Below are 12,901 nucleotides of genomic sequence, written 5' to 3' on the forward strand. Positions count from 1 at the left end.
ATAGAAATACAGGCCGCCTTTAACTAATCCAGCCCCCCCAGCGACACACCACGGACCACGCCTGCGGCACCCGTGGCTCCCGCCTACCGCGCCCTCCCCTCTCGCGGCCCTGACACCACTTAGATGCCGCGAACGGGCCGAAAGGTTGCCTACGCCCGGTGAGCCCCGACGCCGACTCGTGCGATCCGCCCCCACCCAGCCCCACCGACGGCACCCCTGCGCGCCCCGCACCCAGTCGCCGGCGGTACGTCACGGCGCTGCCCGCGCCCCGGCGCAGGAAGTCGGCCAAGCCGACTTCCTGCGCCGAAGCCGCCTCCCCCTCGCGCCCACCCGCGCGAGGGGCTGCCGCCGGACAGGCGTGCGGTCGATGAACTTCTGATCACCTGTTCGAAGTTGGGCGGTTTCCAGTATCGGAAACGCGAACCTCTTGCCGTGTCGTGGTTGCCTCGGGAGCATCGTGGGGGTGGCGAGCGATCGAGGGGGCAATGGTGGAGCTGACAAGGCTTGCGGGTTCCTGTGACGAGGGTGATTGTCCAACTCTGGACCTGACTGATCAGGGGAACCCGGTCCCGGAGGCTCCGGACTTCTGGCTGTTCGATGACGAGACCGTGGCTGCGATGAGCTATGACGGGAACGGCAAGTATCTCGGAAGTGAATTCCTCGACGGCGGTCGGATCGATGAGTTCAGGGCGTACCGTGACACGGTGATGGCGCGGTCCGTGCCGTTCGCGGAATGGTGGGACCAGTACGGCGAGTGAACAGAACACGGCTCGGGTCGGCGCTGCGGGAACTTCGGCAGGCTTCAGGCAAAGAAGCCAAGGCCGTGGCCCGCAGCGCTGTCATGTCTGCGAGCAAGTTGAGCAAGATCGAGACCGGCAAGGTGTCACCCACCGTCGTGGACGTGGACCGCATCCTCACGGCTATAGGCGTGTCCGATGACGTCAAGGCCGAGTACATGGGTGCTGCGCGGGCGGAGGCCACGGAGGCGACAGCGTGGCGTCTGATCCGGCGTCTGGGCTACCACCGCAAGCAGCAGCAGATCAAAGCGTTGGACGACTCGACCAAGCTTCTTCGCCTGTTCCAGCCTTCCCTGGTTCCCGGGCTGCTGCAAACCCCGGAGTACGTGCGTGCCGTGTTCGCGAGAAGGGGCCTCACCGAAGAGCAGTTGTCGAGGGTGATCGCAGCACGCCTTGCAAGGCAGCAATCCCTCTACGACACCACCAAGACGCTGCGATTCGTCATCACCGAGCCTGTTCTCCGGTGGCGACTGGTCCCGCCCGCAATGATGGCCGGACAGTTGGACCGTATCGTCTCCGTATCCCGCCTGCCGCATGTGGATATTCGAATTGTGCCTCTCGCTGCACCGCAGTCCGACGTGCCGGCACACTCCTTCGTCATCCGGGATGACCGCATGGTCACGGTCGAAACCGTCCATGCCGAGGTGGTAGTCACTAACCCTCGCGACGTTGAGGTCTATGTTCGAAAGTTCGACGGGTTCGTGGGCGTGGCCTTGCCCGGTGACGAGATGCGCAGCCTGATCGAGAGCATCAGGGACGAGTTCTTGAGGGAACAGGAAATCGCCTTCTAGCGCGCCTTGCCGCCCTATATGTTGGTGCTCGCCCGCCACGGGTGAGGCGGCAGCCCCGATGCGCGATGTCCTCGAATTAATCTGACAAATCGCAGAGTTGGCGTCGATGGCGTGGCGTGCGGGATCGTGGGTCGACTGCGCGAGAAGCGTGAGAGTGGCCCGACCGATGAAGGGGCGAACCCATGAAGAAGATCGGTGCGCGGCTCTGGCGGATCATTCGGGGGCCGATGCAGTGGCGGGTGCTGTGGTTGTGGCACTCGAAGTTCATGGTCGGCGTGACGGGCATCGTCCGTGACCAGGACGGCCGGGTGCTGCTGCTGAAGCACCGCATGTGGCCGGAGGGCCGGCAGTGGGGGCTGCCGACTGGCTACGCGAACGCGAAGGAGACCTTCGAGGACACCGTCGTGCGCGAGGTCCGGGAGGAGACCGGGCTCACGGTGAAGGTCTGCGAGCTGGCGCACCTGAAGAGCGGTTACCAACTGCGGGTCGAAGTCGCCTACGAGGCACTGTACGTCAGTGGCCGGATCGAGGTGGCCTCGTTCGAGATTCTGGAGGCTCGATGGTTCTCGCCGGACGATCTTCCCGAGGGACTGCAGGAGTCACACCGACAACTGATCGACCGTCAGCGCTTTTGACCCTTGGTCGCTCGCTCACGGCAGAGGGGATCGCCGTCGCTGAATCGGTGCCTTTCGAGGAGTACGTCAAGGGCATTGACGCTTGATCCGAAGCAGCCGGGCCTCATGGGTGACGGCAGGTCATCTCGGCTTCACCAGGCCGATGTCGGAGACCGGGCCGAGGTGGGTGATCTTGTCGGGGTTGGAGACGGCGTGGACGGCCTGGATGGTGCCGTCGGCGATGTGGAGTTCGAGGACGCTGGCGACGCGGCCGGAGGCGTCGTGGAGGACGGCGCCCGGGCGGCCGTTGACGGTGGCGGGCGTCAGCGTGACGCCGAGTTTGCGGTTGCGGCGGAGGCCGCCTATGAGGAGCTGGGCGACGCGGCGCAGGCCGGTGAGGGCCTTGCCGAGGGCGCGGGCCTTGCCGCCGCCGTCGCCGTGGAAGACGACGTCGGGGGAGAGGAGTCGGAGCAGGGCGTCCAGGTCGCCGCCTTCGGTGGCTTCGAAGAACCTGCGGGCGAGTTCGTCGGCCTCCGCCTTGCGCGCCCGGGTGTCGACGGCCTGGGCGGAGGGGGCGAGGCGCTTGCGGGCGCGGGTGAGGATCTGGCGGCAGTTGGCCTCGGACTTGCCGACGGCGTCGGCGATCTCCGGGTAGCCGTACCCGAAGGCCTCGCGGAGCATGAACACCGCCCGCTCGGTCGGGGAGAGGGCCTCCAGCAGGACGAGGAACGCCATCGACAACGCGTCGGCCAGCTCGGCGTGTTCGGCCGGCCCCGGGCGGTCGGCGGTGACCACGACGGGCTCGGGCAGCCACTCGCCCACGTACGTCTCCCGGCGGACCCGGGCCGACGTCAGGTGGTTGATGCCCAGCCTGGTCACCGACGTGGTCAGGTACGCCTTGAGGTTGGTGATCGTGGTCCCGGCCTGGTCGGCCCGGGTCAGACCGAGGAAGGCGGCCTGGACGATGTCCTCGGCGTCGCCCACGGAGCCCGTCATCCCGTAGGCGATGGAGAACAGCAGCGGCCGGTATCCGGTCGCGTCCGTGGTGATGGCTGATTCCGGCACTGGAACCCCTCCCTCGGTTCGCCGAGCAGGGTATCCAACGGCGCCCAGGTGGCAGTGACGCAGATCACATCCGTACCTGTCACGGCCCGCCGGGGTGCCCTGTCTCAGAGGGCACCAGCGGACAACGACAAGGGAGCACACGATGGAAGCCCGCCTGAACCCCTTCGCCAGCCAGACCATGTCCAAGTTCCTCAAGCACCTCATCGCGGCCAACAAGGTGATCGTGGAGTCGACTCTGCCGTTCGCGACGCAGGAGTTGGTGAAGCTGCGCGCCAGCCAGATCAACGGCTGCGGCTTCTGCGTCGACATGCACTTCAAGGACGCCGTGCACGGCGGGGAGGAGGCGACCCGCCTCAACCTGGTCGCGGCCTGGCGGGAGGCGACGGTGTTCACCGACGCCGAGCGCGCCGCCCTGGAGCTGGCGGAGCAGGGCACCCGCCTGGCCGACGCGGCCGGCGGGGTCACGGACGAGGCCTGGGCGAACGCCGCGCAGCACTACGACGAGGAGCAGCTCGCGGCCCTGGTGTCCCTCATCGCGATCATCAACGCCTTCAACCGCGGCAACGTCATCACCCGGATGCCCGCCGGCGGCTACCGGCCCGGTCAGCACGCCTGACCGGAGCCCCTTCCGCGGTCGGGGAGTGGTCTCCCCGGCCGCGGGCGTCGGGTTCCCGGCCGTCGGGTTCTCGGCCGTCGGTGCTTCCGGGGCGTTACCGTCCGTGCGCATACCACCCAGCCTGTGCTGGGGGCCTTGTGCTTCAAAAACCGACCGATAAGGTGTTAATCCAACATTCATCGATGCCGCATAGCCTCCGGGGGCTAGCCTCATGCCGAATGCCATCGTCCGACCAGGAGGCGAAAGCCCCGTGCAAGGCACAGTCACCACACCAGGCGGGTCCGCGGTGGCCGGCGGCCCTGGCGAGGCCTTCCTCCTCGTCGTCGACGACGAACCCAACATCCGCGAGCTGCTCGCCGCCTCGCTGCGCTTCTCCGGTTTCCGGGTCGCCTCCGCCGCCAGCGGCACCGAGGCCCTCGACCTGATAGCCGTCGAACGCCCCGACCTCGTCGTCCTCGACGTGATGCTCCCGGACCTCGACGGCTTCACCGTCGTCGAGAAGCTGCGCGAGCGGACCAACCGCGGCCAGATCGCCGGGCCCGTGCACGGCCACCCCGGCGACCACCTCCCGGTACTCTTCCTCACCGCCAAGGACGGCGTCGGCGACAAGGTCCAGGGCCTCGCCGCGGGCGCCGACGACTACGTCACCAAGCCGTTCAGCCTGGAGGAGCTGATCGCCCGGATCCGCGCCATCCTGCGCCGCTCCGGCGGGCCCGCCGAGGACGGCCGGCTCATCGTCGCCGACCTCAGCCTCGACCCGGTCGCCCACGAGGTCACCCGGGCCGGCACCCCCGTCGCGCTCTCCCCGACCGAGTTCAAGCTGCTGCACTACCTGATGGCCAACGTCGGCCGGGTGGTCTCCAAGGCGCAGATCCTCGACCACGTCTGGGCCTACGACTTCGGCGGCGACCTCTCCATCGTCGAGTCGTACATCTCCTACCTGCGCCGCAAGCTCGACTCCGGCCCGGCCCACGGCCCCAAGCTGATCCACACCGTGCGCGGCATCGGCTACGCGCTGCGCCGCCCCCCGCAGGGCTGACCGGTCCGCTCCGTGCCCGCCCGGCTCTCCACCCGGCTGTCGGTGTTCCGGCGGCGGCTCTCCCGGCTGCCCCTGCTCCGGCGGCCGTTCTCCCGGCTGTTCTCCCGGCTGTCGAGGCTGACCGGGCTGTCCCGGCTGTCCCTGCGCGCCCGGCTGCTGGTGCTCGCGCTGGTGCTGGTCACCACCGGGCTGGCGGTCAGCGACGCCGTCGTGCTCGGCACCGTCCGGGTGCAGCTGGTCGATCAACTCGACGAGCAGCTCCAGCGGTACGGGCTGCCGCTGTCCCACAAGGGCCCGGTACGGGTCGGCACCCCGGAGGCCGGGCGCCCCGCCGTCACCGGCAAACGCAGCACCCTGCCCAGCCAGTACCTGGTCCAGTACCTCTCCTCGGACGGCAAGGTGCAGGCCGTCATGCGCCAGCCCGTCTCCGACAGCGACCCGGCGCCCCAACTCGCCGGCCTCGACCCGACCCGCACCGAGCCCGACGTCCCCTTCGACCTGCCCGACCAGCGCGGCCACTACAACTGGCGGGTGCTCGTGCTGCCGATCCAGACCCCCCGGGCCCCGGCCGCCGCCAGCCCCAGCGACTACGCCTCGCCCGCCGTCACCGCGACCTACGTCATGGTGGCCGTCTCCCGCGCGGACATCGACGCCACCGTCGGCAAGCTGCGCAGCTCCTTCCTCGCGATCGGCGGCGCCGTCCTGCTGCTGATCGCCGCGCTCGGCTTCTTCGCCGTCCGGGCCGGGCTGCGGCCACTGCGCCGGATCGAGGCCGGCGCCGCCCGGATCGCCGACGGCGAACTCTCCCACCGGATGCCGGAACTCTCCCCCGGCACCGAGGTCGGGCGGCTCTCCATCGCGCTCAACGGCATGCTCACCCAGATCGAGGCCGCCTTCGCCGCCCGCGCCGAATCCGAGGCCCGGATGCGGAGGTTCGTCGCCGACGCCTCGCACGAACTGCGCACCCCGCTCGCCGGGATCCGCGGCTTCACCGAGCTCTACCGGATGGGCGCGCTGCCCACCGACGGGGACGTCAAGCGGACCATGACCCGGATCGAGAGCGAGGCCGTCCGGATGGGAGCCCTGGTCGAGGACCTGCTGGTGCTCGCCCGGCTCGACGAGGAACGCCCGCTCGACCTCGCCCCGATGGACCTGCGCACCCTCGCCGCGGACGCGCTGCACGACCTCACCGCCCTCGACCCGACCCGGCCCGTCTCCCTCACCGGCCCGTCCGGCACCGGCGCCCCCGGCGCGGCCCCCGTCCTCGGCGACGAGGCCCGGCTGCGCCAGGTGGTCACCAACCTGGTCGGCAACGCGGTCAAGCACACCCCGCCCGGCACCCCCGTGCGGATCGGGGTCGGCGGCGCGGGCGGCGTCTGCCTGCTGGAGGTCGCCGACGCCGGGCCGGGGCTCACCGACGGCCAGGCCCAGCGGGTCTTCGACCGCTTCTACCGGGTCGACGCCTCCCGCAGCCGGCACGGCGGCGGCGGCGCCGGACTCGGCCTCGCCATCGCCACCGCGCTCACCCACGCGCACGGCGGCACCCTCACCCTGGACACCGCCCCCGGCGCCGGCGCCACGTTCCGGGTCGAACTGCCCACCAACGGTGACCGGACTTCCTGACGGCATTGTCGACACGTCAATTCCCTTGCCGACCAAGCAATGGCGGGCCGTTTTCATTGCCGGAACGCGGCATGGAGCGTAAAGAATCCGTGTGCCTATGATCAACGCCGTCGGGTCGTCAAGAACAGCCCGGCACACGGCTTTTGCTTTCTTTCCGACCCGAAAGGGGTCATTGTGAAACTCCGCCGTACGCTGGTCTCGGCCGCCCTCGTCGCCGCCGTGATCTCGCCCGCAGCCATGCTCTCCGCGGCACCCGCCTTCGCGGAGTCGGCTTCGACGGCGCAGACCCGGAACGACACCGGCTCGATCGCGGAGCTGGAGAAGGCCGCCGCCGCCGCGGCCAAGGCCCACCAGGCCGCCGTCGCCGCCGAGGCCGCCGGGCAGGCCGAGACCACGGCCTTCATGAACAACCCGCAGCCCTACCTCGGCAAGCTCCAGGAGGCCCAGGCCGCCGCCAAGACGGCCGCCGCGGCCCACGAGAAGACCTACAACGAAGCCGTGGAGGCCTCGGCCGCGTACCGCTCCGCGAAGCCGGAGGAACTGGAAGCGGCCAGGGTGCGGATGCTGGCGGCGTTCGACGCCGCCAACGCCGCCACCGACGCGGACACCAAGGCCAAGGCCGCCGTGACCGCCGCCGGCACGGCGCTGGACGACGCCAAGGTCGCGGCGATGCGCAAGCTCGGCGTGCTGCAGGAGGCCACCAAGACCGCGGCCGCCGCCCAGGCCACCGCGGACAAGGCCCTCGCCGAGGCCAAGGCCGCCGCCGAGAAGCCGGTCGACAAGCCGGTCGACAAGCCGGCCGACAAGCCCGCCGACAAGCCGAGCGAGAAGCCGGTCGAGCAGCCCGCCCCGGCCCCGGCGGAGCAGCCGGCCCAGCAGTCCGCCGCCGTCACCCCGGTCTCGGACACCACCGCGACCACCACCACCAACAACGGCACCGGTGCCGGCACCAAGGCGACCACCGCGAGCAGCCAGGCCAGGTCGACGACCGCCGCCCCGGCCAAGGCGACGACCGGTTCGACCACCGAGCTCGCCGAGACCGGTTCCAACCCGGCCACCCCGTACCTGGCGCTGGGTTCCGGCCTGGCCCTCAGCCTGGGTGCCGCGGCCCTCTACGTCTCCCGCCGCAAGCCGGCCCGCTCCTCCTCCTGATCCACCCGGTTCGCGCCCGCTCGGGAGGAGGGCGCGAACCCCACAGCACCCCCGAACCGCAGGGCAGGCCCCCTCCCGGCCCGCCCTGCGGTTTCGCGTTTCCCGGCCCCGAAACGCCCCGATCGGGTGAACCCCCGCCGTTCACCCGACCGGCCCCCCGGTCCTGTGCGACGGTCCAGGTGCTCACTCACGCACCGGGAGATCGCTATGGACCCTGATCAGAGGTTATGGAAGGCCTGGAAGGCCATGGCCGTCCCGAAGATCGCACGCGCAGAGATCGGAGATGACAGCATCACCATCTCGGTCATCGGTGACCTCCGCCATGCGGCGGTGGGAGGTGGCCTCAGGAAGGCGCTGACGAAGCACCTGCGCGGGACGGGGTACACGGCGACGCAGGGCCGTTATGTGATCGCCGGTTTGAAGGCGATGAAACCTGACTTCGCCGTGGCACCGGACGACACGAAGGCGATCGAACACCCGGAGGGTGTGGGGCTTCTGGCGTCCGGGATCCCCCTTGTCGCCGAGGTCGTGTGGCCCGACTGCTACGAACGCCGTGACCAGGAATTCAAGCCGCGCGCCTACGCTTCCGCGGACATTCCGGTGTACGTGGTCATCGATGACTACGGTCACGGCGGTACCGTGACCGTACTTTCCCGCCCCGACCCCGAACGCCGTGCGTACGCGTCCTCGACCCGGATCCCGTACGGCGAGGAGGCCGTGATCCCCGAGGGCCCCGCCAAGGGGTTCGTGATCGGGCCGGAGGTCACCGGTGAGCGCCGTGGCTGATCCCGTGGTTGATCCCGGGGTGTCGTTCCGGCGGGACCTGTCCGAGTGGCGGATCGCGCTGGTCGCGTGGCGGCTGCTGGTGCTGCAGGCGGCGGATCCGGTGGTGGGGGCCGGGATGGCCGAGCACTCGACGTACCAGGCGCATCCGTGGCGGCGGGTGGAGCACACGCTGGGGAGCGGGCGGCGGCTGTTCTACCAGGACGGGGAGGCGCTGCGGCGGGAGGTCGCGCGGCTGGACCGGGCGCACAAGCGGATCCGTGGGACGGCGCCGGACGGGCGGGCGTACGACGCCGAGGACGCGGCGACCCGGGCGTGGGTGCTGCTGACGCTGTTCGAGTGCGTGGTCGCGATGCGGCGGCTGGGCGGGGATCCATACGACGCCGGTCAACTGGAGGCGGCGTACCAGGAGTTCACCGGGTCGGTGGCGGCCTTCGGGCTGCCTGAGGGTGAACTTCCCCGCAGTGCGGCCGAGTTGCCCGCGTACTTCGCCCGGGCGGCGCGCGAGCGGCTGGAGCTCACCGAGGCGGCCCGCTACCTGCTGGAGGACATGCTGCGCGGGGCGCCGCGGCCGCGGCGGCTGTGGTTCCTCGGCGACGCCGGGTGGCGGGTGCTGCGGGCGGTGGTGGCGCGGGCGATCACGGCGCTGACGGTGGCGGATCTGCCGCCGGCGGTGCGGGAGCGGTTCGGGCTGGTGCGGACGCGGCGGGCCGCGCTGCTGTCCTGGCTGCTGCACCGGGGCGCCGGCGCGGTCGTCCCGCTGCTGTCGGACCGGCTGCGCTACCGCTCCCCGGGGCAGGGCGGTGCCCCGTCCCGGTGGCGTCCGCCGCGCCGGGACGCGCGCGGGTCCCGGGTGGACCGGTTCTTCCGCGAGGTGCTGGACCAGACCGGCGACGGCTTCCTCACCGTCCACGACCTGCGGGCGATGGCGCACAACGTGTGCTGGCAGCTGGAGTTGGACGAGGCCGCCGAGGCGCGGGTGTACCAGGCCTTCGACGGCTGGTGGGAGCAGCTGCGCGCGGCGATGGACGCGAACGGCGACGGCAAGGTGAGCCGGGAGGAGTTCGTGGCGGCCACCGTCGCGGGCTGCGACCGGGATCCGGCCTATCTGGAGCAGGGGCTGCTGCCCGCGCTGCGGGCCGTGTTCACCGCCGCCGACACCGACGGCAGCGGCTTCCTGGAGGCGGACGAGTACCGGGCGGTGTTCGGTGGACCGCGCGTCCATCCGGCCGAACTCTCGCACGGGTTCCGCCAGTTGGACGTGGACGGGGACGGCCGGATCACCGTGGAGGAGTTCCTGCACGGTTTCACCGAGTTCTTCACCGCCCGCGCCGACTCCACCCCCGGCACCCAGCTCCTCGGCCGGGCGTAATGGCCGGACGTAGCCGAAGGGCGTAGCGGAGAAACGAGGACAGGACCAGGGGCCGCTGGTCCCTTCAGGCGCCCACGCCGTCCGCGACGGCGTGGGCGCCGTCGTGTCAAGCGACGGATCGGCCAAGACCGCTCCGCCGGCTGCCCGGCCGTTCGTTGTCAGGGCCGTGGACGGCTCCGCAGACTGTCCCCACCGCCACTGCGTTCACCACTGCACCGCCGCCGCACGGCCACACACGGCCACGCCCCGCTACGTACGGCTACACACCGTTCCGAAGGTGTCAACCACACCCCGCCTGCGATTCCTTCGTAAGGATGATGGATACTGCTCCTTGTGAACGTGTTCACGTTCACAAGCGGACAAGCTTGCGTGGTTGGGCAGCGGTCTACAGCTATAGATGAAGTTTGTCCGAAACATGCCCTTCAACAGGGCCGGTCGGTTGGAGAGAGGGCGACGTGGAGCTGGCAATCGCTCACGAGACCATCGCGCGATGGCAATTCGGCATCACCACCGTTTACCACTTCCTCTTCGTCCCGCTCACCATCAGCCTCGCCGCCATCGTGGCCGGGCTGGAGACCGCCTGGGTGAGGACGAACAAGGAGAAGTACTTCCACGCCACCAAGTTCTGGGGGAAGCTCTTCCTGATCAACATCGCGATGGGCGTGGTCACCGGCATCGTCCAGGAATTCCAGTTCGGCATGAACTGGTCCGACTACTCCCGTTTCGTCGGCGACGTCTTCGGCGCCCCGCTCGCGATGGAGGCGCTGATCGCCTTCTTCTTCGAGTCCACCTTCATCGGCCTGTGGATCTTCGGCTGGGACAAGCTGCCGAAGAAGATCCACTGCGCCTGCATGTGGATGGTCGCCCTGGGCACCGTGCTCTCCGCCTACTTCATCCTGGCGGCCAACTCCTGGATGCAGCACCCGGTCGGCTACTCGATCGACCCGGCCACCGGCAAGGCCCAGCTCACCGACATCGCCAAGGTGCTGTTCCAGAACACCACCCTCACCGTGGTGGCGCACACCCTGACCGCCGCCTTCCTCACCGGCGCGGCCTTCATGGTCGGCATCGCCTCCTTCCACCTCTGGAAGGCCAAGCGCAAGCCGGAGAGCGCCGACCCCAAGAAGACCGCCGTGATGCGCACTTCGCTGCGGCTCGGCCTGGTCCTCGCCGTGGTCTTCGGCGCCGGCACCGCGCTCAGCGGCGACTCGCTCGCCAAGGTCATGTTCGAGCAGCAGCCGATGAAGATGGCCGCCGCCGAGGCCCTGTGGGACACCCAGTCGCCCGCGCCGTTCTCGATCTTCGCGGTCGGCGACGTCAGCAAGGGCCACAACTCGGTCGAGCTGGAGATCCCCGGGATACTCTCCTTCCTCGCCCACAGCGACTTCAACTCCTCCGTCCCCGGCATCAACGACACCGCGGCCGCCGAGGCCGCCAAGTACGGCGGCGACCCCAAGGACTACATCCCGAGCATCTTCGTCACCTACTGGGGTTTCCGCCTCATGATCGGTTTCGGGATGACCTCCTTCGTGGCCGGCCTGATCGGGCTCTGGACCACCCGGCGCAAGAAGTTCCTGCGCCCCGAGTTCCGCACCGGCGAGACCGAGGTGCCCCGGCTGATGCTCACCCCGGGACGGGAGATGGGTCCGTTCCTCACCAAGTGGAGCTGGCGGATCGGCATCCTGACCATGGGCTTCCCGCTGATCGCCAACAGCTTCGGCTGGATCTTCACCGAGATGGGCCGCCAGCCGTGGGCCGTCTTCGGCCTGATGACCACGGCGAACGCGGTCTCCCCCAACGTGAGCGTCGGCACCCAGATCGGCGCCCTCACCACCTTCACCCTGCTGTACGCGATCCTCGCCGTCGTCGAGGTGCGGCTGCTGGTGAAGTACGCCAAGGCCGGCCCGGTGGTGACCGAGCAGCCCCCCGCCAAGGACCCGACCCTGCGCGGACCGTCCTCGGACGACGACGCCGACAAGCCTCTCGCCTTCGCCTACTGAGGACCACAGGGGATCTGACATGCAACTCCACGACGTCTGGTTCGTACTGATCGCGGTCCTGTGGATCGGCTACTTCTTCCTGGAGGGCTTCGACTTCGGGATCGGCATCCTCACCAAGCCGCTCGCCCGCAACACCGCCGAACGGCGCGTCCTGATCAACACCATCGGCCCGGTCTGGGACGGCAACGAGGTCTGGCTGCTGACCGCCGGCGGCGCCACCTTCGCGGCCTTCCCGGACTGGTACGCGACCCTGTTCAGCGGCTTCTACATCCCGCTGCTGATCATCCTGGTCTGCCTCATCGTGCGCGGCGTGGCCTTCGAGTACCGGGCCAAGCGCGACGACGCGCGCTGGCAGCGCAACTGGGAGGAGGCCATCTTCTGGACCTCGCTGCTCCCGGCCTTCCTGTGGGGCGTGGCCTTCGCCAACATCGTGCGCGGCGTCGACATCGACGCGCAGAAGAACTACGTCGGCACCTTCTGGGACCTGCTCAACCCGTACGCCATCCTCGGCGGCCTGGTGACGCTCAGCCTGTTCACCTTCCACGGCGCGGTGTTCGCGGCGCTCAAGACGGTCGGCGACATCCGCGACCGGGCGCGGGCCACCGCCCTGCGGGTGGGCGTGGTGGCGGCGGTGCTGGCGCTGGCCTTCCTGCTCTGGACGCAGGCCGACAACGGCAACGGCCGCAGCCTGGCCGCCCTGGTCATCGCGGTGCTGGCGCTGGTCGGAGCGCTGGCGGCCAACCAACTCGGCCGCGAGGGCTGGGCGTTCATCCTCTCCGGGGCGACCATCGTGGCCGCCGTCGCGATGCTCTTCCTGGCGCTCTTCCCGGACGTCATGCCCTCCACCCTGAACGACGGCTGGAGCCTGACCGTCGCCAACGCGGCCTCCTCGCCGTACACGCTGAAGCTGATGACCATCGTGGCCGCGGTGTTCACCCCGCTCGTGCTGCTCTACCAGGGCTGGACGTACTGGGTGTTCCGCAAGCGCATCGGCGTCCAGCACATCCCCGGGCACGACCCGGCCGCCGCGCTCGACCAGGCCTGACGCC

12 protein-coding genes are annotated in these 12,901 nt (G+C 69.8%); 11 read left to right on the plus strand and 1 reads right to left on the minus strand.

The features are described 5' to 3' along the window. Positions 1 to 485 precede the first annotated feature (485 nt). From ACIP37_RS03100 to ACIP37_RS03110, 3 genes are all read left to right on the plus strand, one after another. Positions 486 to 758 (plus strand): DUF6879 family protein, encoded by a 273-nt coding sequence (locus tag ACIP37_RS03100; protein WP_363581554.1) that lies wholly within the window; start codon positions 486 to 488, stop codon positions 756 to 758. Next, positions 755 to 1,588: a helix-turn-helix transcriptional regulator gene (locus tag ACIP37_RS03105; RefSeq protein WP_363581552.1), complete on the plus strand. Its 834-nt coding sequence runs from the start codon at positions 755 to 757 to the stop codon at positions 1,586 to 1,588. Before ACIP37_RS03100 ends, ACIP37_RS03105 begins: the two co-directional genes overlap by 4 nt. Positions 1,589 to 1,770: 182 nt before the next feature. Beyond that, positions 1,771 to 2,223, plus strand: a complete 453-nt coding sequence (locus ACIP37_RS03110; RefSeq protein WP_363581550.1) for an NUDIX domain-containing protein — start codon at positions 1,771 to 1,773, stop codon at positions 2,221 to 2,223. 120 nt (positions 2,224 to 2,343) lie between these two features. On the opposite strand, the gene ACIP37_RS03115 is transcribed toward ACIP37_RS03110, so the two are convergent. Continuing rightward, positions 2,344 to 3,267 (minus strand): RNA polymerase sigma-70 factor, encoded by a 924-nt coding sequence (locus ACIP37_RS03115; protein WP_400804393.1) that lies wholly within the window; start codon positions 3,265 to 3,267, stop codon positions 2,344 to 2,346. 142 nt (positions 3,268 to 3,409) lie between these two features. On the opposite strand from ACIP37_RS03115, the gene ACIP37_RS03120 reads away from it, so the two are divergent. From ACIP37_RS03120 to cydB, 8 genes are all read left to right on the plus strand, one after another. Further along, positions 3,410 to 3,883, plus strand: a complete 474-nt coding sequence (locus ACIP37_RS03120) for a carboxymuconolactone decarboxylase family protein (protein WP_363581546.1) — start codon at positions 3,410 to 3,412, stop codon at positions 3,881 to 3,883. 250 nt (positions 3,884 to 4,133) lie between these two features. Continuing rightward, positions 4,134 to 4,922 carry a response regulator transcription factor gene (locus tag ACIP37_RS03125; protein WP_244293403.1) on the plus strand — a complete coding sequence of 263 codons (789 nt, stop codon included), beginning with the start codon at positions 4,134 to 4,136 and terminating at the stop codon, positions 4,920 to 4,922. Positions 4,923 to 4,934: 12 nt separating this feature from the next. Next, a complete protein-coding gene (locus tag ACIP37_RS03130) occupies positions 4,935 to 6,545 on the plus strand; it encodes a HAMP domain-containing sensor histidine kinase (RefSeq protein ID WP_363628039.1) in 1,611 nt (536 codons plus the stop codon). Positions 6,546 to 6,719: 174 nt separating this feature from the next. Then, a complete protein-coding gene (locus ACIP37_RS03135; protein WP_400804399.1) occupies positions 6,720 to 7,697 on the plus strand; it encodes an LAETG motif-containing sortase-dependent surface protein in 978 nt (325 codons plus the stop codon). Between the two features lie 207 nt (positions 7,698 to 7,904). After that, positions 7,905 to 8,483, plus strand: coding sequence for a Uma2 family endonuclease (locus tag ACIP37_RS03140; protein ID WP_363581540.1), 579 nt, complete (start codon positions 7,905 to 7,907; stop codon positions 8,481 to 8,483). Then, entirely contained in the window at positions 8,476 to 9,852 is a 1,377-nt protein-coding gene (locus ACIP37_RS03145; protein WP_400804402.1) for an oxygenase MpaB family protein, read from the plus strand. The genes ACIP37_RS03140 and ACIP37_RS03145 overlap by 8 nt, the downstream gene beginning before the upstream one ends. Before the next feature lie 455 nt (positions 9,853 to 10,307). Next, the gene (locus ACIP37_RS03150) at positions 10,308 to 11,852 is read left to right on the plus strand and encodes a cytochrome ubiquinol oxidase subunit I (protein ID WP_363581536.1); all 1,545 of its coding nucleotides are present in this window, start codon (positions 10,308 to 10,310) and stop codon (positions 11,850 to 11,852) included. Positions 11,853 to 11,871: 19 nt separating this feature from the next. Continuing rightward, positions 11,872 to 12,897 carry a cytochrome d ubiquinol oxidase subunit II gene (gene cydB / locus ACIP37_RS03155; protein ID WP_363581534.1) on the plus strand — a complete coding sequence of 342 codons (1,026 nt, stop codon included), beginning with the start codon at positions 11,872 to 11,874 and terminating at the stop codon, positions 12,895 to 12,897. Positions 12,898 to 12,901: the final 4 nt, after the last annotated feature.

Origin of the sequence: Kitasatospora sp. NPDC088861 (assembly GCF_044750105.1) — a bacterium.
Classification (GTDB): domain Bacteria; phylum Actinomycetota; class Actinomycetes; order Streptomycetales; family Streptomycetaceae; genus Kitasatospora.